This window comes from Nonomuraea sp. NPDC049684, assembly GCF_044465345.1.
In the GTDB taxonomy this organism is placed as follows: Bacteria; Actinomycetota; Actinomycetes; order Streptosporangiales; family Streptosporangiaceae; genus Nonomuraea.
On record NZ_JBITLO010000013.1, the window covers coordinates 45868 to 66931 of the forward strand.

At 74.9% G+C, this 21064-nt stretch carries 18 protein-coding genes; 14 read left to right on the forward strand and 4 right to left on the reverse strand.

All coding sequences use genetic code 11. The annotated features are described in order from the left end of the window. The first annotated feature begins 19 nt into the window (after positions 1 to 19). The 5 genes from ACIBST_RS33970 (at position 20) to ACIBST_RS33990 (ending at position 6680) form a co-directional block, all read left to right on the forward strand. Entirely contained in the window at positions 20 to 1603 is a 1584-nt protein-coding gene (locus ACIBST_RS33970; RefSeq protein ID WP_397177655.1) for a PucR family transcriptional regulator, read from the forward strand. A 96-nt stretch (positions 1604 to 1699) separates the two neighbouring features. Beyond that, the gene (locus ACIBST_RS33975; protein ID WP_397177657.1) at positions 1700 to 3277 is read left to right on the forward strand and encodes an ABC transporter substrate-binding protein; all 1578 of its coding nucleotides are present in this window, start codon (positions 1700 to 1702) and stop codon (positions 3275 to 3277) included. Further along, positions 3278 to 4207 (forward strand): ABC transporter permease, encoded by a 930-nt coding sequence (locus tag ACIBST_RS33980; protein WP_397177658.1) that lies wholly within the window; start codon positions 3278 to 3280, stop codon positions 4205 to 4207. Next, positions 4207 to 6006 (forward strand): dipeptide/oligopeptide/nickel ABC transporter permease/ATP-binding protein, encoded by a 1800-nt coding sequence (locus ACIBST_RS33985; protein ID WP_397177659.1) that lies wholly within the window; start codon positions 4207 to 4209, stop codon positions 6004 to 6006. Before ACIBST_RS33980 ends, ACIBST_RS33985 begins: the two co-directional genes overlap by 1 nt. Beyond that, positions 6006 to 6680: an ABC transporter ATP-binding protein gene (locus ACIBST_RS33990; RefSeq protein ID WP_397177661.1), complete on the forward strand. Its 675-nt coding sequence runs from the start codon at positions 6006 to 6008 to the stop codon at positions 6678 to 6680. Before ACIBST_RS33985 ends, ACIBST_RS33990 begins: the two co-directional genes overlap by 1 nt. On the opposite strand, the gene ACIBST_RS33995 is transcribed toward ACIBST_RS33990, so the two are convergent. The 3 genes from ACIBST_RS33995 to ACIBST_RS34005 form a co-directional block, all read right to left on the reverse strand. Then, complete coding sequence (locus tag ACIBST_RS33995) at positions 6626 to 7450, reverse strand: GNAT family N-acetyltransferase (protein ID WP_397177663.1); 825 nt, start codon at positions 7448 to 7450, stop codon at positions 6626 to 6628. The genes ACIBST_RS33990 and ACIBST_RS33995 overlap by 55 nt on opposite strands. A gap of 100 nt (positions 7451 to 7550) precedes the next feature. Further along, a complete protein-coding gene (locus ACIBST_RS34000; RefSeq protein WP_397177665.1) occupies positions 7551 to 8369 on the reverse strand; it encodes an SDR family NAD(P)-dependent oxidoreductase in 819 nt (272 codons plus the stop codon). A 253-nt stretch (positions 8370 to 8622) separates the two neighbouring features. After that, positions 8623 to 9843, reverse strand: a complete 1221-nt coding sequence (locus tag ACIBST_RS34005; RefSeq protein WP_397177666.1) for a glycosyltransferase — start codon at positions 9841 to 9843, stop codon at positions 8623 to 8625. Between the two features lie 74 nt (positions 9844 to 9917). On the opposite strand from ACIBST_RS34005, the gene ACIBST_RS34010 reads away from it, so the two are divergent. The 9 genes from ACIBST_RS34010 (at position 9918) to ACIBST_RS34050 (ending at position 19765) form a co-directional block, all read left to right on the forward strand. Beyond that, positions 9918 to 10529: a TetR/AcrR family transcriptional regulator gene (locus ACIBST_RS34010; protein ID WP_397177668.1), complete on the forward strand. Its 612-nt coding sequence runs from the start codon at positions 9918 to 9920 to the stop codon at positions 10527 to 10529. A 528-nt stretch (positions 10530 to 11057) separates the two neighbouring features. Further along, entirely contained in the window at positions 11058 to 12440 is a 1383-nt protein-coding gene (locus ACIBST_RS34015; protein WP_397177669.1) for an exopolysaccharide biosynthesis polyprenyl glycosylphosphotransferase, read from the forward strand. Further along, on the forward strand, positions 12422 to 13735 hold the full coding sequence (locus tag ACIBST_RS34020; protein ID WP_397177671.1) for an O-antigen ligase family protein: 1314 nt from the start codon (positions 12422 to 12424) through the stop codon (positions 13733 to 13735). Before ACIBST_RS34015 ends, ACIBST_RS34020 begins: the two co-directional genes overlap by 19 nt. Further along, on the forward strand, positions 13729 to 15063 hold the full coding sequence (locus tag ACIBST_RS34025) for a lipid II flippase MurJ (RefSeq protein ID WP_397177673.1): 1335 nt from the start codon (positions 13729 to 13731) through the stop codon (positions 15061 to 15063). The genes ACIBST_RS34020 and ACIBST_RS34025 overlap by 7 nt, the downstream gene beginning before the upstream one ends. After that, a complete protein-coding gene (locus ACIBST_RS34030) occupies positions 15060 to 15773 on the forward strand; it encodes a polysaccharide deacetylase family protein (RefSeq protein WP_397177675.1) in 714 nt (237 codons plus the stop codon). Before ACIBST_RS34025 ends, ACIBST_RS34030 begins: the two co-directional genes overlap by 4 nt. Further along, the gene (locus tag ACIBST_RS34035; protein WP_397177677.1) at positions 15770 to 16870 is read left to right on the forward strand and encodes a glycosyltransferase; all 1101 of its coding nucleotides are present in this window, start codon (positions 15770 to 15772) and stop codon (positions 16868 to 16870) included. The genes ACIBST_RS34030 and ACIBST_RS34035 overlap by 4 nt, the downstream gene beginning before the upstream one ends. Beyond that, positions 16867 to 17481, forward strand: a complete 615-nt coding sequence (locus ACIBST_RS34040; protein ID WP_397177679.1) for a hypothetical protein — start codon at positions 16867 to 16869, stop codon at positions 17479 to 17481. The genes ACIBST_RS34035 and ACIBST_RS34040 overlap by 4 nt, the downstream gene beginning before the upstream one ends. After that, positions 17478 to 18596, forward strand: coding sequence for a GNAT family N-acetyltransferase (locus tag ACIBST_RS34045; protein ID WP_397177681.1), 1119 nt, complete (start codon positions 17478 to 17480; stop codon positions 18594 to 18596). The genes ACIBST_RS34040 and ACIBST_RS34045 overlap by 4 nt, the downstream gene beginning before the upstream one ends. Beyond that, complete coding sequence (locus ACIBST_RS34050) at positions 18593 to 19765, forward strand: glycosyltransferase (protein ID WP_397177682.1); 1173 nt, start codon at positions 18593 to 18595, stop codon at positions 19763 to 19765. Before ACIBST_RS34045 ends, ACIBST_RS34050 begins: the two co-directional genes overlap by 4 nt. Here the strand turns inward: ACIBST_RS34050 and ACIBST_RS34055 are convergent. Continuing rightward, positions 19711 to 20880 carry a glycoside hydrolase family 26 protein gene (locus tag ACIBST_RS34055; RefSeq protein ID WP_397177684.1) on the reverse strand — a complete coding sequence of 390 codons (1170 nt, stop codon included), beginning with the start codon at positions 20878 to 20880 and terminating at the stop codon, positions 19711 to 19713. The two genes, ACIBST_RS34050 and ACIBST_RS34055, sit on opposite strands and share 55 nt — an antisense overlap. Positions 20881 to 21064 lie beyond the last annotated feature (184 nt).

The following is a 21064-nucleotide window of genomic DNA, read 5'->3' on the forward strand; positions in this document are numbered from 1 at the left end:
CGTCGACTATCGTGAGCGGATGAACAGCCGTCCGCGCGCCAGCCTTGAGCGGATCCTGTTCGATCTCGGCAGCACGGTCCTCGACGTGGCCGCCTCACCCGGTGACCTCGACACCGAGGTCACCGGGGTGCACATCTACGACCCGCTCGACGAGCTCTACGTGCCGCCGGGCGGGCTGCTGCTGGCCGTCGGCGTGCAGGGCGCCACCGCCATCTGCGCCCTGCTCGACGCCGCCCGCGAGGCCAGCGGCATCGTCGTCAAGCTGCCGGTCGACGTCGACGAGCAGGTGCGCAGCAAGGTCCTGGAGACCGGCGTCGCCGTGCTCGGGCTGACCAGGGCCGCGTCCTGGTCGCAGGTCGCCGCGCTGCTGCGCTCCCTGCTGGCCGAGGGCGACCTGGCCATGCCGGAGAAGGGGCCGCAGGGCGACCTGTTCGCGCTGGCCAACGCCGTCTGCGCGCTGCTCGACGCGCCCGTCACCATCGAAGACCGCTCGACCCGCGTCCTGGCCTTCTCCGGCAGGCAGGACGAAGCCGACCCCGGCCGGGTCGAGACCGTGCTCGGCCGCCAGGTGCCCGAGCGGTTCCAGCGCATGCTCGACGAGCGCGGCTTCTTCAAGAAGCTCTACCAGAGCCGCGAGCCGATCTACATCGAGCTCGACGGCGACAGCATCAACCGGGCGGCCGTGGCCGTCCGGATCGGCGACGAGATCCTCGGCTCCATCTGGGTCGCCGTGCGCGAGCCGCTCACGCCGCAGCGCGAGCGCGCCCTGGCCGACGCGGCCAAGATCGTCGCGCTGCAGCTGCTGCGCGAGCGCGCCGGCGCCGACACCCAGCGGCGGCTGCGCGCCGACCTGCTGTCCACGGTCCTGGCCGGCGGTTCAGACGCGGCCGACGCCGCGGGCCGCCTCGGCATCGCCACCGAGCGCCTGTGCGTGCTCGCCGCCCAGCTCGCCGACGGCGACGCGGCCGACCCGGCGCGCGCCGAGAGCGACCGGCAACGCTTCTGCGACGCCCTGGCGCTGCACGTCGGCGCGATCCATCCCAAGGCGGCCGCCGCGATGATCGGCTCGGTGGCCTACGCCGTCCTGCCGCTGAGCTCGGGCGGCGACGAGGAGACGCGGGCCGTGCGCGTCGCCGAGTCGTTCCTGGCCAGGGTCGGGCCGCGGCACGCGGCCAACATCGGGGTCGGCCGGCTGGCCGCCAACCTCTCCCAGGTCGCGCGGGCCCGCGCCGACGCCGATCGGGCGCTGCGCGTGCTGCGCGCCCGCGGCCTGGCCGGTCAGGTCGCCGGCTACACGGCCGTGCACTTCGAGTCGCTGCTGCTCCAGGTCTCCGACGTGGTCGCCGCCGAGGAGCAGGTGCCCACCGGCCCGTACGAGCGGCTGCTCGCGCACGACGCCGAGCACGGCAGCGAGCTGGTGGCCACCCTGCGGGCGTATCTCGACGCGTTCGGCGACGTCAACGCCGCCTGCGCGAAGGTCCACGTGCACGCCAACACCTTCCGCTACCGGCTCAAGCGGCTCACCGAGATCAGCGGGCTCGACCTGTCCGATCCCGACGCGCGACTCACGGTGATGCTGCAGATGCGGATCTTCGGGCGCTAGCACGAGGTCGTCCGCGCTTTTTGTGAAGGGCGACGAAGAAGGACGGGCCGAGAGGGACGAATGTGGGTCACCACCCCACGCTCTCCTGGAGTCGCCATGAAGAAGACAGCGGTGCTCACCGCGTTGGCCCTGCTAGCGGCCGCGTGCGGCAGCGGCGGAGGTACGGCGGGCAGTACGGGCAAGCCTGTCACGGGCGGCACGTTCACCGCCGCCATCAGCGCGGACCCCGGGGTGCTCGACCCCGCCACGGGCGTGCTCTCGGTCACCAACGAGGTCCTGTCGGTGGCCTACGACACCCTGGTGTCCGTCTCGGCGGACGGCAAGACCGTGCCCGCCCTGGCCGAGAAGTGGGACGTCAAGCCCGACAGGGTGACCTTCACCCTGCGCAAGAACGTCACCTGCTCCGACGGCTCCAAGCTCACCCCGGCCGACGTCGCCGAGAACATCAACCACATCGCCGACCCCGCCGTCAAGTCGCCCATCTACGGGGTGCTCGTACCGGCCGGCATGAAGGCCGAGGCCGACGAGTCCGCCGGCACCGTGACGCTGTCGACGCCCGAGCCGTTCAGCTTCATCCTGGAGAGCTCACGGCTGCTGTTCATCGTCTGCGGCAAGGCCGTCAAGGACCGTTCGCTCATCGCGCGGGCCACCTCCGGGACCGGCCCGTACCAGCTCACCGAGGCCGTCCCCGGCGACCACTACACGTTCAAGGCGCGCCGGGAGTACACCTGGGGCCCGGAGGGCGGCACCGCCAAGGACATCCCCGAGACGCTCGTCCTCAAGGTGGTGCCGAACGAGCAGACGGCGGCCAACCTGCTGCTGGCCGGCTCGCTCAACGCCGCCACCTTCTTCGGCCCCGACCGCACCCGGCTGGAGGCCAACCCCGCCCTCGGCAAGATCATCGAGGTGCAGGGCAACGGCCAGTTCTTCTACCACCAGGGCGAGGACAGGCCCGGCCACGATCCCGCCGTCCGCAAGGCGCTGACCCAGGCGCTCGACCTGAAGGAGCTGGGCGGCATCGCCTCGGGCGGCACCGGCAAGCCGGCCACCGGGCTCGTGGCGCCGCCCCGCCCGTGCCAGGGCGACACCGTCACCGGTCACGTGCCCGCCTTCGACACGGCGGCCGCCACCGCCGCCCTGGACGCGGCCGGCTGGAAGGCAGGGGCCGACGGCATCAGGGAGAAGGACGGCAAGAAGCTCTCCCTGCGCGTCATGTACGCCACCACCAAGGGCCCCGGCATCGTGGCCGCCGCCGAGTACATGGCGGCGGCGTGGAAGAAGATCGGCGTCGACGTGAAGCTCAACGGCGTCATCGACACCAAGCTGTCGGAGTCGCTCAACGCCACCCAGGACTGGGACGTCGTCTGGCTGCCCATCGGCGTCACCCTGCCCTCGCAGCTGGTCGGCTTCCTGTCCGGCCCCGCCGCCCCCAAGGGCGCCAACTTCGCCCACCTGAAGAACGCCGAGTACGAGCGGCTGGTTGCCGAGGCCGCCAAGCTGACCGGCCCCGAGGGCTGCGCCAAGTGGCTGGCGTCGGAGTCGGCCCTGTTCGACAACGCCGACCTGGTGCCCGTGGTGGAGATGAACACGCTGACCGCCACCAAGGGCGCCACCTTCCGGACGATGGCCGGCCTGTTCCTGCCCTCGACGATCCGCCTCACCCAGGGAGGCTGAGTGACCGTACGGCGCCTCGTGCGCTTCGTCGTGTCGCTGGCGGCGCTGCTCGTGGCGTCGTTCGCGATGATCCATCTCATCCCCGGCGACCCGGTGCGGGCCTCGCTCGGCCCGGCCGCGCCGATCGAGCTGATCAACGCCCGCAAGCAGCTGCTCGGGCTGGACAAGTCGCTGCCCGAGCAGTTCGCCGCCTACGTCGGGCACATCCTCACCGGCGACTTCGGCACCTCGTTCCTGACGGGCGAGCCGGTCGGCGACGTCATCGCCGCCCGGCTGCCCAACACGCTGGGCCTGGCGCTGCTGGCCACCGTGGTGGCGCTGCTGCTGGCCGTGCCGCTCGGCATGTGGGCGGCCATCCGCACGGAGAACGGCCGGAACCGGGGCACCGAGATCACCTTCAGCTCGGTCACCGGCACCGCCGTCGCCGTCCCGGAGTTCCTCTACTCCATCGCGCTGGTGGCGGTCCTGTCGATCGGGCTCGGCCTGTTCCCGCCGGCCGGCAAGGAGGGGGTGATGTCGTACGTCCTGCCGGTGGCCGCGCTGGCGATCGGCCCGATCGCGATGATCGCCCGCATCTCCCGGGTGGAGACCCTGCGCGAGCTCGCCACCGACTACGTGCGGCTGGCCCGGTCGAAACGGCTGCCCGCCGCCCGCCTGCACCTGCGGCACGTGCTGCCCAACACGCTGACCGCGACGCTGACCGTGGGCGGGCTGCTGCTCACCTCGCTGATCGCCGGCAGCGTGCTGGTGGAGTACGTCTTCGCCTGGCCGGGGCTCGGCCTGAAGATCGTCGAGTCGATCACACAGAAGGACTATCCCGTCGCCCAGGGCGTCATCCTCGTCTACGGCGCGATCGTGCTCGTCGTGAACCTCGCCGTCGATCTGATCCTGGGCGCGCTCGACCCCACCTCCAAGATCAAGGAAAACTGATGCGTTTGCGCACCCCGGCCGCCGTCGCCGGAGCCGTGCTGGTCACGCTCATGGTGGTCCTGGCCGTCGTCGGGCCGCCGATCTGGGGCGCGGCGGCGGAGAAGATCGACGCCGGCGCCATCCTGCAGGGCTCCTCGGCCGCCCATCCGCTCGGCACCGACAACCTGGGACGCGACCTGCTGGCCAGGGTCCTGGTCGCGGGCCGGTTCTCCCTCCTGCTCGCGCTGGCGGCCACGCTCTTCGGCGCGGCCATCGGCACCGTGCTCGGCGCGCTGCCCTCGGTGCTGCCGCCGCGCGGCGCCCGTTTCGTCACCGGCGCCGTCAACGCGCTGGTCGCCTTCCCCGGCCTGCTGCTGGCCATGTTCACCGCGGTGGTCGCCGGGCTGGGGGCCAAGGGCGCGGTGCTCGGCATCGGCGTGGCCATCGCCCCGGGCTTCGCCCGGCTCACCCAGACGCTGGCCGCGACCGTCGCGGGCGCCGACTACGTCGCGGCCGCCCGGATGCTCGGCGTGCCGCGCATGCGCGTCCTGACCAGGCACGTGCTGCCCAACATCGCCGAGCCGCTCATCCTCAACCTCACCCAGGCGCTCGGCGGCGCGCTGCTGGGCCTGGCCGGGATGTCGTTCCTGGGCCTCGGCGTGCAGCCGCCCGCCTTCGACTGGGGACGGCTGCTGTTCGACGGGTTCGGCCGCATCTACGTCACGCCCGAGGTGGCGCTGGGGCCCGCCCTGGCGGTCGCGCTGGCCGGCATCGGCTTCAACCTGCTGGGGGACGCCCTGGCCAAGGCCGCCTCCCGCACTGCCGTGCACACGCGCGAGGCCAGGCCGGCCGCGCCGCCCGCCCCCGGCGAGCCGGACCCCGAGGCGGTGCTGGAGGTCAAGGACCTGACGGTGACCTTCCCCGGCGGCGTCACGCCGGTCCGCGAGGTGTCGCTGACCGTCGCCCCCGGGCAGATCGCCGGGCTGGTCGGTGAGTCGGGCAGCGGCAAGAGCCTCACCGCCGCCGCGATCGGCGGGCTGGTGCCGTACCCGGGCGTGGTGACGGCGGGCAGGCTGGCGCTGGCCGGCCAGGAGATCTCCGAGATGTCGCCCAAGGAACTCGGAACCGCGCTCGCCATGGTCTTCCAGGACCCGATGGCCTCGCTCAACCCCGCGCTGAAGGTCGGCGGCCAGCTCGCCGAGGTCGCGATCGTGCACCAGGGCGCCGGCAAGGCCGAGGCCCACCGGCGCGCCGTCGACCGGCTCGGCCACGTCCACCTGCCCGCGCCCGAACGGGTGGCGCGCCGGCACCCGCACGAGCTGTCCGGCGGCATGCGGCAGCGCGCCGTCATCGCCATGGGCCTCATGGGCGCCCCCAGGCTGCTCATCGCCGACGAGCCCACCACCGCGCTCGACGTGACGGTGCAGCGGCAGATCCTCAAGCTGCTGCGCGAGGTCACCGACGAGACCGGCGCGGCGGCCCTGTTCATCTCCCACGACATCGCCGTCGTCGGCGAGCTGTGCGACGTGGTCGTCGTCATGTACGCCGGCCGCGTCGTCGAGCAGCTCCCGGTCGAACTGCTGGCCGACGGCGCCGCGCACCCCTACACGCGGGCGCTCATCGACTCGCTGCCCGACATGGACACCGACCGGTCGCTGCCGCTGGCCAGCATCCCCGGCCGCCAGCCCGCCCCCTCCGACGTGGGCGACGGCTGCGCCTTCGCCGCCCGCTGCGCGCTGGCCACGGCCCGCTGCGCCGGCGAGCGTCCCCCTTTGACGTCGTACGGCAAGGCGCACCAGGTCGCCTGCTGGGAGGTCTGATGATCATCGAGAACCTGACCGTGCGGTTCGGCTCGTTCACCGCCGTCGACGACATCACCCTGGAGGTGCCGAGCGGGTCCATCGTCGGGCTCGTCGGCGAGTCGGGGTCGGGCAAGTCGTCGGTGGCCAGGGCGGTGAGCGGCCTGGTGCCGCACACCGGCACCATCACCGGCGCCAGCCGCGTCCAGATGGTCTTCCAGGACCCCTACGCCTCGCTCGACCCCCGGATGAGGGTCGGGGCGTCCATCGCCGAGGGCTGCGGCAAGGACTCGGTCGAGCGGCTGCTGTCGCTGGTCTCCCTGCCGCCCGAGGTGGCCACGCGCTACCCGCGCGAGCTGTCAGGCGGCATGCGTCAGCGCGTGGCCATCGCCAGGGCGCTGGGCGCCGAGCCCGACCTGCTGGTCGCCGACGAGATCACCAGCGCCCTGGACGTGTCCGTCCAGGGCTCGGTGCTGAACCTCGTGCGCAGGCTCCGCGACGAGCTGGGCCTGTCGATGTTGTTCATCTCGCACAACCTGGCCGTGGTGCGCTACGTCTCCGACGTGGTCGCGGTGCTGCACCAGGGGCGCATCGTGGAGCTGGGGCCGACCGAGGAAGTGGTCGGCGCCCCCGCCCACGACTACACCCGGTCGCTGCTGGAGGCCGTGCCCCGGCTGGGCCGCTCCACCACGTAGAACGCCTTGTCGTGGAAGGCGGTCACCACGCCGCCTTCCACGAGCAGGCCGCCCAGGACCTCCCGGACGGCCAGCCGCCACGCCTTGGCGGCCCCGGGGTCCGTGATGCGCAGCGCCTCGATGTCCTCCGGCAGGGCCACGAGCAGGGTGGCGGCGTCGCTGTCGCGCGTCACCGGCCGTCCGTCCTCGTCGGCCAGCACGATCGCGGCGTCCGCCGGGAGGGGCCGCCGGGCGGGCTCGCCCCGTACGAGGGCCGCCACGTGCGGCGCCGACAACGACCATGAGGCCAGTACGCGGTCGGAGTCGCTGCCCTGGTTGATGGCGTCGGTCATGACGCCGTAGAAGCTCGGCAGGTACTCCTCGGGGCGGGCGCCCAGCTTGGCCAGGTTGAAGTGGGCGTTCCTGCGCACCAGCGGATCGTAGGTCCAGGTGATGCGGTCGATGCCGCGCTCCAGGGCCCAGCGGCGCTGGTGCAGCTTCAGCTCGAAGCCGATGCCGTGGCCGCCGGTCGCGCCGGTGATGTGGGAGTGCAGCGTGTTGCCGGCCCCGAAGAAGCCGACGGAGGCGCCCACCAGGCGGCCCGCGTCGTCGTAGGCGCCGGCCACGTAGTTGCCCGCATGCGACATCGCCCGCATCAGCTCGACCGTGATCGGCCGGCCGTCCGGGTCGAAGTGCCAGATCCCGTCGAACAGTTCACTGACCTGCTCGAACTCCGCGATCCCATGGAGTTCCCTGATCGCGATCAACGTGCCGGCCCTCCGAATGCTCAAGTGTCACGGTGACGCTACGGCACCGTGCGGCGGGACCGAATCGTGCGGGACACCAAAGAGCACCCGGGGCTTCGTGGGATCAGACAGCGGCCGGACGCCTTCAGTGGGCGGTCCAGCCTCCGTCGACCGGCAGCACGGCGCCGGTGAGGTAGGAGGCCGCCGGACCGGCCAGCAGGACCGCCGCGCCGACGAGCTCGCCCGGGTCGGCCCAGCGCCGCATGGGGACCTGGTGGTCGAGGAACTCCCGCACGTGCGGGTCGTCCTCGACGCCCTCGTTCAGCGGGGTGCGGAACGGGCCAGGGGCCAGGGCGTTGACGCAGATGCCGGTGCCCGCGAGCTCGACGGCCAGGCTGCGGGTGAGCTGGACGACCGCGCCCTTGCTGGCCGCGTAGCCCGCCCGGCCCGCGGCGCCGACGAGCCCGAGAGCGCTGGCCAGGGTGACGATGCGGCCGTACCCGGCTTCGCGCATCACCGGCACGGCGGCCTGGCAGGCGAGGAAGGTGCCGACGACGTTGACGTCGAGGCAGCGGCGCAGCGTGGCGGCGTCGAGGGCGTCCAGTTCGCCGCGGGCCTGGATGCCGGCGCTGGTGACGAGCACGTCCAGGCGGCCGTGCGCGGCGACGACGTCCCGCACGAGAGCCTGGACCTGCTCCTCGTCGGTGACGTCGCAGGCCATGCCCGAGGCGGCGACGCCGGTCGCGGCGGTGATCTCGGCCGCCGCCTCCCGGCACGCCGACAACCGCCGGCCGGCCGGCACCACCGTGCAGCCGGCCGAGGCCAGACCCTGCGCGATGGCCCGGCCGAGCCCCGCCGAGCCGCCCGTGACGATGGCCACCTGCCCGGCCAGGGGCGCCTCCGTACCGGCGGACCCCGCGCTCACGGTCCGGCCGTGGGCGGCCGTGTCTTCCTGGGACGTCATGTGGCTCCTCCTCGCCAACAGGTTCCGTTTGCGGAACATTAGCGGCCGTCGGGCTGGCTGCGGAAACGGCCCTCGCGGCTGCAGAGGCAGTTGAAGCAGGCCGGGGCGGGTTCCAGCCGTCGTCGTGTACAGGTCGCCGCGCCGGAGCGGACCGCGCTCGCCGGGGGACGGCGACGTCGGGCGGGGTGACCTCCAGACAGGTCTCCAGGAGGGTGTCCTCGTGTCACCGACAGCCCGGTCGTCTAGGCCATGGTCACGCCAGCCTGCCCACGGCCGCCACCACGGCCGCGCTCCCGTCCTCCGCCCCGATCCGCTCCGACAGTTCCGCGGCCCGCCGCCGGTACGAAGGCTCGCTCACGGCGGCGCGCAGGGCGTCGGCGAGCCGTTCCGGAGACAGCCTGCGGAAGGGGACGGCGGCCGGGCCCACCCCGAGCGCGGCGAGCCGGGACGCCCACAACGGCTGGTCGTTCAGCGCGGGCAGGCCGACGGCGGGCACGCCCGCGCGCAGCCCGGCGCCCGTGGTCCCGCTGCCGCAGTGGTGGGCGACGGCGGCCATGCGCGGGAACAGCCAGTCGTGCGGCACGTCCCCGACGCCGAGCGCGTCGTCGTCCAGCGCCCCGGGCACGCCCGTCTGCAGCACGCCGCGCAGCCCGGCCCGCCGCAGGGCGCGAAGGGCCAGGTCGGTGTAGTGCTCGGCGCGCGGGCCCGCCTGGCTGCCGAGGCCGACGAACACCGGAGCAGGGCCCGCGGCCAGGAAGTCGCTCAGCCGGGCGTCGGGCCGCCATCCGGCCGGACGCGCCGGCCACCAGTAGCCCGTCACCTCCAGCCCGTCCCGCCAGTCGGCGGGCCGGGGCAGCACCGCCGGGCTGAACCCGTGCAGGACCGGCCACCGCGCGGCCTCCCGCCGCCGGTACGCCTCCCGCGAGCTGATCGGCGGCAGCCCGAGCCGGGCCCGTAACGCCTTGGCCGACCCGGCGTGCGCGGGCGAGGGCACGGCGAAGAGCAGCCGGGCCGCCGTCCGGTTGCCCCACCGGCCGAGCGAGCGGCGCAGGCCGCTCATGACCGGCGGGAAGTCCCCCGTCGGCGCCACCGGCTGCAGGTGCACGCCCATGCTCGGCAGGCCCATCGCCTCGGCCACGTGCTCTCCGGCGGAGGCGGCCACGTTGAGCAGCAGGACGTCGGCCCCCGCCGCCGCGGCCCGCACGATGCCGTCGGAGACCTGCCCGGCGTACTCGGCGAACATGGCGAGCTTCGCGGAGGGGGAGACCCGCGCGCCGCCCTTGCCCGCGGGCAGCAGGGGCAGCGGGTCGCCCGGGATGTCGCGGTGTTCCAGGCCCGCGCCGGTCACCAGGGCGGCGTGCGGCCGATGGCAGGCGATCGCGACCTCGTGCCCGGCGTCCCGCAGCCGCACGCCCAGCCCCGTGTACGGGGCCACGTCCCCCCGCGTGCCCACGCCGACGATCAGTACGCGCATGACGCCCTCCCCGCCCGCCGTTTATCATGCACTCGCATGGTAAACGGCGGGCCCGCGCTTCACAATGCGACCGCATGACAAAAACCTGGGAACCGATGCCGAAGATCGTCGACCACGAGACCCGCCGGCGGCACATCGCCGACGCCGTGCACCGCGTCATCGACGCCAAGGGCATGCACAGCGTCAGCCTGCGCGAGGTCGCGGCCGAGGCCGGCATGTCCATGGGCGCGGTGCAGCACTACTTCGCCGGCAAGGACGAGATGCTCACGCTGGCCCTGCAGCACCTCAACACCCGGATCAGCGCCCGGGTCGCCGCCGCCGCGCACGACGGCACCCCCTTCGGCCTGCTGCGCGTGGCGCTCCTGGCACTCCTGCCCCTGGACGACGAGCGCCGCTTCGAGGCACGCGTCGGGCTGGCCTTCCTCGCCCGTTCCGTGGTGAGCGAGCCGCTGGCCGAGTTGCTGCGCGCGGGCCTGCCGATCGTCCTCGACTTCTACGCCGGTCAGCTCAGGGCGGCCCAGGCGGCCGGGCAGGTGGCCGCCGACGTCGACGCGGCCAAGGAGGCCGACATGCTGTTCGCCCTCGCCCAAGGGCTGGTGAACCCCCTCCTCATCGGCCACTACAGCGCCGAGGACGCCGAGGCGATCGTCGACCACCAGCTCGGACGGCTGTTCGGCCGGGGTTAGCCGTACCGGCCGCGAAAACGTCCGGAAATCGACGGACGGAATGTCTCCATCGCCCGGTTCAGCGGGTGCGGCGATAATGGCAATTCAGACTATGTCCGCCGTTCGCGGCTCGACAGCCGGCGCCGGGCGGCGAGCCCCGGCCCCCGGCTGATCTCCCACGACGTCCTGCGGCGTCATACCGCCGCCATGGCCCGGCAAAGATCTTCATCGCTACCTGAACGGCGAACCGGGACAAATAGCGGAGCTTCGCGACACCCGAAAATTCGCAATCTTTGTGGGACGCCATCCCGTCCGCACGGCCGTACCCGTGAACCCTCCAAGTAAGTTGGTCGCTGCCCGCGAATCGGGGCGATTATCAGAATGGAGGCCAAAGATGAGCGAATTTTCGCGATAAGCAAGACAGGCATATCCACCCCCTGTTCGTGGATATCACGCTCTGAATTGATCGCCGTTGTTTTCCGCAGTGGAGCAGATATGGTCACACCCCTTCGGGAAGAGGAACCCTTCCCGCACTCCCCGTCAAAGGGCATGCCGCTGTCGCAGCGAGGCGCTCCCCGCCACGCCCCCGGCCAGCGGCGTCCGGTGACCTGCTGGACCATCTGCTCCCTCGCCGACGCGAGCGTGGACGCCGCCGCGCTGGCCGCGCCCGTGCTCGACGCCGGGTACGGCGCGCTGCTCGCCGGCCTGGCGGCGGGGCTGCTCGTGCTGCTGAACCTGGCGGGCGGCACGTACCGGATCCGGCTGTCGCCGTCCGTGATGGACGGATGGATGTGGCGCGGCGGATGCGCCACCGCCATCGCCGGGGCGCTGACCGTCGCCGCCCTCGACCACCAGACGACGCTGGCCGTCTGGACGGGCGAGTCGGCCCGGATCGTCGCCGTCTACCTCGGACTGACGCTGGTGGGGCGGGGGCTGGTCTGCGCGGTGCTGCGCCAGGCCCGCCGCCGCGGCGCACGCGTGCCCACGCTGGTCGCCGGGTCCGGCGCGCACGCCAGGAACCTCGCGCTGACCCTGCTGCGGCACACCGAGTACGGCCTGCTGCCCGTCGGCGGCGCCTGCGACGTGCTGGGCCAGGCCCCGTACGCGCCCATCGTGGACGATCCGGAGACCCTGCTCACCATGGCCCGCCGGCACCGGGCCCGCGTGGTCGTCCTGGCCCCGCCGCCGGGCGGCGAGGAGCAGACCCACCGGCTCGCGCAACAGGCCCGGCAGGCGGGGTACCCGGTGTACCTGGCGCCGCAACCCGGCGGCGTGCTGGTCGACTTCGTCCCCGCCGGCGAGCACGTCCGGGGATTCCCGATGCTGCGCATGCGGCCGTTGCCGCAGCGGCGCGCGTCCTGGCCGCTCAAGCGCGCCCTGGACGTCGTGCTGGCGGCGGCCGGGCTGGTCGTCAGCGCGCCGGTGCTGGCCGCCTGCATGCTGCTGCTGCGCGGGCAGGGAGGGCCCGGCGTGCTGTTCCGCCAGGTCCGGGTGGGGATGGCCGGGACGCCCATCGAGATCATCAAGCTCCGCACGTTCGCCCCGCTGCGCGCCGGCGAGTCCGACACCCGCTGGAGCATCGACGACGACCCCCGCCTGACCCGCGCGGCGCGGCTGCTGCGCTCCTGCTCCCTGGACGAGCTGCCGCAGCTGTGGAACGTGCTGCGCGGCGACATGAGCCTGGTCGGCCCCCGGCCCGAGCGGCCGCACTTCGTGGAGCTGTTCTCCCGCGGCGACCACCACTACGGGCGACGCCACCGGCTGCCCGTCGGCCTCACCGGCTGGGCCCAGACGCACGGCCTGCGCGGCGACACCTCGATCGAGGACCGGGCGCGGCTGGACAACCACTACATCGACACCTGGTCCCTGCGCCGCGACATCAAGATCATGATCCGGACGGTCGGTTGCCTGCTGTGGCCGGGACGATCGTGATCAGGGCGTTCCTGCCGTCCCTGTGCCGCCTGCCGGCCCGTCCCAGCCTGTGGGCCGCGCTGACCGTGATCGCGGTGTGCGTGCCCGACGGACCGCGCGCCGCCGACGTCGTCCAGCCGCGGGTCGCCGACCTGATGTCGCTGGCGCTGCTGGCGTCCGTCGCGGTGAGCCTGGCGCGCGGCGGCGCGCGGCCCGGCCGGTGGGCGCTGCTGGCCGCGCCTGCGGCGCTCGCCGCGACGGTGGCCGCGCTCGCGGCGCCCGACTTCCTGCTGACGCTGCCCGGCCTGGCCCGGTTCCTCCAGGTGTTCGTCCTGGTCCCGGTCGCCGTGACGGTGGCGGTGCGGCAGCGGTCCGACCTGCTGCTGGTGGGCGGAGCCGTCGCGGCCGTGTCGATCGTCCAGGCCGGGCTCGGCTGCTGGCAGGCGCTCACGGGCAGCGGCGCCTCCTACGCCGGCCTGCCGATCCGGGCGGTCGGCACGTTCGGCGCCGGCGAGGTCATGGCGCTGGCCGGCGTGGTCAGCTTCGGGCTGATCATCGCCCTGGCGGTCGCGCTCACCGGCGGCCCGGCCCGGCGCGCCGCCGCCCTGGTCGCGGCGGCGGCGCTGTGCCCGCCGCTGGTCATGTCGCTCAGCCGCGGCACCTGGCTCGCGGTGGCCTGCGCCGTCGCGGTGATGCTCGTGCTGCGCGGCGCGCGGCTGGCCGCGCGGGCCGCCATCGCCGCCGTGGCCGCCGCCGTGCTCCTGACGCTCCTGACGCTCCTGGTCGGGCCCGCCGGCGGGGTCATCGCCGAGCGCGCCGCCTCCATCACCACCTCGGTGGACCAGCCCGACCGGTCGGTGGCCGACCGGTACCAGCTCTGGCAGGCGGCGGCCGGCATGTGGCGGGACCACCCGGTCACCGGCGTCGGCCCCAAGGGGTTCGCCGCCTGGCGGGACACCTACGCGCCGCTGGCCCTGTCCTCGGGCAGCGACGTCGAGGACCCGGCCGGCGGATACCGCCGCGAGCCGCTGCTGTCCCCGCACAACATGTACCTGCTGGTGCTCAGCGAGCAGGGGCTCCTCGGCCTGGCGGCGTTCGCGCTGCTCGTGGGCGGGGCCCTCGTGCGCACCCTGACCCGGCCCGGCCGATCCGGTCCGGCGGGGCTGGCCGCCGCGGGCTTCGTGACGTGGCTGGCGGTGGACTTCGCCTACGCCGACATCGGCGGCGCGACGAGCCTGGTCATGTCGGTCATGCTCGGCCTGGCGACAGGCTGGACGGGCGCCGCCGCGCTCCCGTCGCGGCGGCCCGCGTGCTGAGCCGGGGCGCGGCCGACCTGCGCGCCGCGGCCCTCACCACGATGCTCGTCGGCGCCGGCTCGGCGCTCGGCTACGTCCGCGACCTGCTGATGGCCGCGCTGTTCGGCGCCAACGCCGACACCGACGCCTTCCTGGTCGCCTGGACCGTGCCCGAGACCGCGGCGCCGCTGCTCATCGAAGGGGCGATGGCCCTGTGGCTGGTCCCGCTGTTCAGCACGGCGGCCGGGGCACGGCAGCGGGCGGCGCTGGTGGAGCGGACGTTGCCCGCCCTGACCGCCGCGCTGGCCGCCGTCGCCGTCTGCGCCGCGGCCGGCGCGCCCTGGCTGGTGGCGGCGCTGGCCCCCGGGCTGCCCCAGGGCGGGCTGGCCGTCCAGTGCTGGCGGATCTGCTGCGGCTGCATCGTGCCGTTCGCGCTGGCCGGGTACGCCAGCGCGGCCCTGCGTGCCCACCACGTCTTCGGCCCGCCCGCCGCCACCGGCCTGGCATACAACCTGGCGCTCGTCGGCTCCCTGGCGCTCTGGCACGACGCGCTCGGCGTACGGGCCGCCGCGTGGGGCGTCGCCGCCGGCGCCGTCCTCATGGTGGCCATGCAGGCGCCGGCGTACCTGCGGCGGGTCGGCCTGCCCCGGCGGCTGCCCCGGCGCCTGGTGCTGCCGGTCGCCGCGCTGCTGCCCATCATCGCCTTCACGCTGCTGCGGCAGGGCCAGGTGCTGGTCGAGCGGGTGCTCGCCGCCGACCTGCCCGCGGGCGCGATCTCCCATCTCAACTACGCCCAGAAGATCGCCCAGGTGCCGATGGTGGTCTCGCTGATGCTGGCCACCGTCACCTATCCGCACCTGGCCCGCAGCATCGCCGCGGGCGACACTCGCCGGGCCTGGCGGCTGCTGGCCCGCGACCTGGCGACGGCGGCGGCCGTCACGGTCACCGCCGCCGCGCTGCTGGTCGCCTTCGCGCCCGCGATCGTGGGCGTGCTGCTGCGCCGCGGCGCCTTCGACGACGCCGCCGCCACCGCCACCGAGCACGTCCTGCGGCTCTACACGATCGGCCTGCTGGGCCACACCGTCGTGGGCGTGGTCTGCCGGGCCTACTTCTGCGCCGGAGGGTGGCGCGGGCTGTGGTACCCGGCCCTGGCGATGGCCGCCGGGCTGGCCCTCACCGCGGTGCTGGCCGCGGCGCTCGTCCCCGGCATGGCGCAGGGCGGCATCGCGCTGGCCAACGCCGCCGGGATCACCGTGACCGCCGCGCTCATGCTGGCCGGTCTCCAACGCCTCGGCCTGTCGCCGCTCCGGAGGGCCGTCACGACCGTCAGGGAAGGAGAGCGCGTATGAGCACGCGCATCGGCGCGCTGCCGCTCATCTGGATGTACCACTCCGTCGCCGAGCGCGGCGAGGACCCCTTCGACATCGTCGTCACCCCCGAGCGCTTCGCCGCGCACATACGCTGGCTCGCCCGGCGCGGGCTGCGCGGCGTGTCGGTGCGCGAACTGCTGAACCATCCCGGCGACCGGCGCGGGCTCGTCGGGCTCACCTTCGACGACGGCTACGCCGACTTCGCCACCGACGTCGTCCCGGTGCTGTCCGGATACGGCTTCACCGCGACCGTGTACGTCGTCGCCGGCCGGATCGGCGGCCACAACGCCTGGGACCGCGGCGTCAGCCCCCGCCCCCTGATGGACGCCGGCACGCTGCGCCGGGTGGCCGCCGCCGGCATGGAGATCGGTTCCCACACCCGCAGCCACCCCCACCTGCCGGCCGCCGGCCCCGGCGAGCTGGCCGACGAGCTCACCACGAGCAAGCTCATGCTCCAGGACGTGCTCGGCGCCCCCGTCACCGGCTTCGCCTACCCCTACGGCGAGCTGACCGCCCGCGAGATCGCCGCCGTCCGGCAGGCCGGCTACGAGCACGCCTGCGCCGTCCGCCCCGGCCGGCTCGCCGGGCCGCACGCCCTGCCCCGCCGCTACGTCGGCGACCGCGACACCGCCGCCCGGCTGCTGGCCAAGACCGCCTGCCACCGGCTGCGCTGGGGGCGGCCCCGATGAAGGTCCTGCACGTCATCACCGGGCTGGCCGCCGGCGGGGCCGAGCAGCAGCTGCGCACGCTCCTGCCGCACATGGACTGCGCCAGCGAGGTCGCCGTCCTGACCCGGCCCGGCACCCTGGCCGACGCCATCAGCGCCGCCGGCACGCCCGTGCGCGCCGTCGGCATGGGCGGCAACCGGGACCTGCGGGCGCTGCCCCGGCTCACCGGCCTCATGCGCGCCGGCCGCTACCAGGTCGTGCACGCCCACCTGTACCGCGCCTGCGTCTACGCGCCGCTCGCCGCCCGGCTGGCCGCCGTGCCGGTCGTCGTCAGCACCGAGCACTCGGCGGGGGCCCGGCACATCGAGGGACGGCCGGTCACGGCGCCCGTCCGCACGCTGTACCGGGCGAGCGCCCGGCTGACGGACGCCGTCGTCGCCGTCTCGCCCACCGTGGCCGACCGGCTGCACGGCTGGGGCCTGCCGACCGCGCGCGTCGTCACCATCCCCAACGGCGTGGACCTGACCGCCTTCCGCCACGATCCGCGGGCCGCGAGCCGGGCCCGGCTGAGCCTGGGCATCCCGCCGGAGTCGTTCGTCGTCGGCGGGGTCGGCCGCCTGGTGGCGGGCAAGAACTTCCACTTGCTCGTCGAGGCGCTGCCGCGGCTGGACGGCGCGGTGCTGCTGCTCGTCGGCGCAGGCCCGGAACAACCCCGGCTGCGCTCGCTGGCCGAGCGGCTCGGCGTCGGGCGGCGCGTCGTCTTCGCCGGGGAGAGCGTGCACGTGCCCGCCCTGCTGTCGGCCATGGACGTGCTGGCCGCCCCCTCGCAGGAGGAGACGTTCGGCCTGGCCGTCGTCGAGGCGCTCGCCGCCGGGCTGCCCGTGCTGTACGGCGCCTGCCCGGCGATCGACGACCTGCCCCCCGGGACGGTGCCCGGCGCCCGCCGGGTGCCGCCCGACCGGCTGGCCACCGAGCTGGCCGCGCTCCTCGCCGGACCTCGCACCCGCCTGCCGCCGCCTCCGGCCCTTGACCGCTACGACGTGCGCCGGCAAGCCCGGCGCCTGCACGACCTCTACGACCGCCTGCTCACCAGGCGCCACCAGGAAAGGCTGTCATGACTCACCCGGTCCAGCGCGCCGCCGGCGCGCTCCGCACCTGGTCCCTGCTCGCGCTCCCGCTGATCGGCATGGGGGCGGGGCTGGCGTACTCGCTGACCCAGGAGCCCGTCTACACCGCCGACGCCTACGCGGTCGTCAGCTCGGTACGGCCCGGCGTGCCCACCCAGGAGGCCGACTTCGCGCAGGCCTACGCCAGGGTGACCGTCCACCCCGGCCTGCTCGCCGGGACCGGCGACGCCTACCTGGCCGACGGCGAGCTGCTGCGGACCACGCTGCAGGCGTCGGCCTCGCCGGACGCGCCGCTGATCCGGCTGGCCGCCCTGGCCGCCACCCCGGACGAGGCCGCCCGGCGGGCCAACAGCGCCACGGCCGCGCTCACCGCCTACGCCAACCGGCACAGCGCCGACACCGGCGTCCGGCTGTCCAGCTTCGCGCCCGCCGTGCCGCCCGCCACGCCCAGCTCGCCCCGCCCCCTGCTCGCCACCGCCGTCAGCACGGCCGCCGGCCTGCTGCTGGCCGCCCTGGTGTGGCTGGCGGCCCCCGCCGGGCGACGGTCGGACGACCGGCGGGTCCCGCCCGCGCGCCGGCCGGCCGAGACGGCGTCGGCATGACCACCGCGATCCGCCAGGCCCCGGACCTGGCCGCCGAGGTCGTGACCGGCGCGGAACGCCTGCGCGCCCTGGCGGGGGAGTGGGCCGGCCTGCACGACCGCTCCCCGGCGGCGACGCCGTTCCAGTCGCACGCCTGGCTGTCGTCCTGGTGGGAGACCTACGGCGACGACCCGGGCCTGAACGCGGTGCTGCTGCGCCGGCGCGGACGGCTGGTGGCCGCCGCCCCCGTCATGACCGTCCGCCGCGCGGGGCTGCGCGTCCTGCGGCCGCTCGGCGGCGACCAGTCCGACTACACGGACGTGCTGATCGAGGACGGCGACCCCGACCTGCCGGCGGCCCTCGGCCGGGCCCTGGCCGAGCTGCCCGGATGGGACGTGCTCGACCTGCCGGAGGTACGCCCCGGGGCCGACGCCGAGCGGCTCGCGGCGGCCTGGCCTGGACGCTCCTGGCGGCTGCCCGCCTCGACCTGCGTCGAACTGCCCGGCGTCCCCCTCCACGAGCTGCTCGCCGGGCTGCCCGGCAGGCACGGCACCAAGCTGCGCCGCGAGCTCAGACGCGTGGACGAGGCACCCATCCAGGTCCGCGACGTGCCGGCCGCCGAGGCCGAGAACGCCGTCGCGCGCCTGCTCGACCTGCACGCCCTCCAGTGGCAGGGCCGCGGCATCAACGTCGAGCACACCCGGCCGCGCTTCCACGCCCACCTGGCGCGGGCCGCCCGGCGGCTGGTGGCCGACCGGCAGGCGAAGCTGACCGAATACCACCTGGACGGCCGGGTCGTCGCGGTGGACCTGCTGGTCGTGGGCAAGGACTTCGTCGGCGGCTACCTCTACGGCACCCATCCCGACCTGCGGGACCGGCTGGACGTCGTGACCCTGCTGCTGCGCACCGACCTCGGCCTCGCGCACCGGCTGGGCCGGCCGACGATGTCGCTGCTGCGCGGGGCCGAGTCCCACAAGACCAAGTGGGGCGGCCGGCCGGCGGTCAGCAACCGGCTCCTGCTGGCCAGGACGCCGGCCGCGACGCTCTACGCCCTCGCCGCCCGCGCCCGGGTGGGCGGCCGGACGCTCCGCGGCCGCTGGGCGGCACTCGACCGGGCCCTGCGCAGGCCGCGATGACGACCTTCATCCCGCACGCCCCGCGCGTGCTGCACGTCACCCAGCCCACCGAGGGCGGCGTGGCGGCCTACGTCGAGAGCGCCTGCACCGACCAGCGCCGGCGGGGCTGGACGGTCGCCGTCGCCGCGCCGCCGCGCGGACCGCTCGGCGAGCGGCTGGCCGCCCTCGGGCTGCGGCGGCTGCCCTGGCCCGCCGTACGGGCGCCGCATCCGGCGGATCTGGCCGCCGCCGCCGTCCTCGGCCGCATCGTGCGCCGGTTCCGTCCCGACGTGGTGCATCTGCACTCCTCCAAGGCCGGGCTGGTCGGCCGGGCGGTGTTGCGTGGCCGCGTGCCGACGCTGTTCCAGCCGCACGGCTGGTCCTGGCTGGCCGGCGGGGGTGCGCTGGCCGCCGCGGCCGCCTCCTGGGAGCGTGCCGCCACCCGGTGGACGCATCTGGTGCTCTGCGTCGGCCAGGGGGAGCACCGGCAGGCCGGGGACGCGGGCGTGTGCGGCCCGCTGGCCGTCGTCCGCAACGGCGTGGACCTGGCCCGGTTCCGTCCCGCCACGCCGGACGAGCGCGTCGCCGCCCGCCGGGGCCTCGGCCTGCCTCCGCGCGGGCCGCTGGTCGTCTGCGTCGGCCGGGTCACCCGGCAGAAGGGCCAGGACCTGCTGGTGGAGTCCTGGCCGCAGGTCGCGGCCCGGGTGCCGGACGCCCGCCTGGCACTCGTCGGCGACGGGGACGACGCCGCCCGCCTGCGCCGCGAGGCGCCGCCCGGCGTCCTCATGCCGGGGGCCAGCGCCGATCCGCGGTCCTGGTACGCCGCCGCCGACCTGGTCGTGCTGCCCTCCCGCTGGGAAGGGCTGCCGCTGACCGTGCTGGAGGCCATGGCCTGCGGGCGGTCCGTGGTGGCGGCCGCCGTCCCCGGCCTGACGGAGGTGGTCACCCCGGCCACCGGGGCGCTGGTCGAGCCGCAGGACCCGCGGGCGCTGGCCGCGGCGATCGTGGCCCGGCTGGCCGATCCGGCCGTGCGGCTGGCGGAGGAACGGGCGGCGCCGTCGCGGGCGGCCGAGTTCGACCTCGGCGTCACCCTCGACCGGCTGGCGGCGCACACGCTGCGCCTGGCCCGGCCGGGTCAGCCAGCGGCCGGTGCCGCCACGGGCGCGGAGGTGACGGCCGGGCGCGGCTGAGCCGGCGGCGACGCGCTCCCGCCCGGCTCGGGCCCGCTCCCGCCCGGCGCGGGGGAGGGCGCGGGCGGGGACGTCGGGGCGGGGGACGTGGCGGGCGGGGAGGTCGGCGGCGCCGACGGGCCGCGCCGGAAGCCGGGGTCGTGCATGAGCTGCCGGAAGACCCGCGACGACCGCGGGTTGGCCGGGCACTGCCAGACGCCGTGCGGGCAGTAGTCCACGATCGAGTGGTAGGCCACGTCGTGCCGGGCGATCCAGTCGAGCATGTCGCGCACGAACTCCGGCCGGTCCCCGTACCGGAACAGGCCCCACTCGGGGAAGGAGATCGGCTTGCGGTGCGCGGCGGCGAAGTCGGCCTGCGCCTCCAGCCCGTACGGCTGGTCGACGTAGTCGGCGAACCGGTTGCCGGGGCCCTGGTCGTAGCTGTCCATGCCGATGATGTCGACCACGTCGTCACCGGGGTAGCACTCGGTCCAGCCGATGGCGTCCGGGCCCCGGTTGGGGCTGAAGTCGAAGCGGAACCGCTGCCCGGGCACCGCCCGCATCACGGTGACGATCCGCCGCCAGTACGCCTGCCACGCCTCAGGGTCGGCCGAGCAGCGGCTGGAGTAGGTCAGGCCGTTCATCTCCCAGCCCGGGACGATCACCGTGTCCGGCGCGCGCCCGGCCACCAGCGTCCGGGCCAGCCGGTCGAAGTACGGGTCGAACGCGCCGTCCGCGCCGGCGTTCAGCAGCACCGCGACCGCCTCGTCCGGCAGGCCGCCCTCGTTCGGCATGACCATCGGCACGTTGAGCACGAGCATGCGCCCCGGCTTGGCCGCCCGCCACCGCATCCACGGCTGCAGCACGAAGTCCGGCCCGCCCAGGGCGTTCCACGCCTCGCCCGGCACGTACGTCCGGCCCACCCGGACCTCCGCGCCCAGCCACGACTCGAACGCGCCCAGCAGGTGCGGCCCGCGCCAGTCGGAGGCGAGGAACACCCCGAACGGCACGGACGACAGGTCGGCGCGGGCCCCGGCGGACGGCTGCTGCTTGGCGCGCTTCGCGCTCAGCGCCGGCGGGATCACCGCGGCGACCACGGCCAGCAGCGCGCAGACCCATGCCATCCTCACGGTCATCGCCCGCCCCCTCCCTTACAGGGTGTATCAGCTCACGTACCCGGAGAGAGAACGATCGTGATCAAGCCACTGCAAAGTGATCGCCGCGGACGCCGGGGCCGCACGCCGCCGGGGGGCCGTAAAGCATTGGAGGGCGGCGGCCGGCGGCCGGTAGGGTGCCGATCATGGCCTGCCGCGTCTCCGA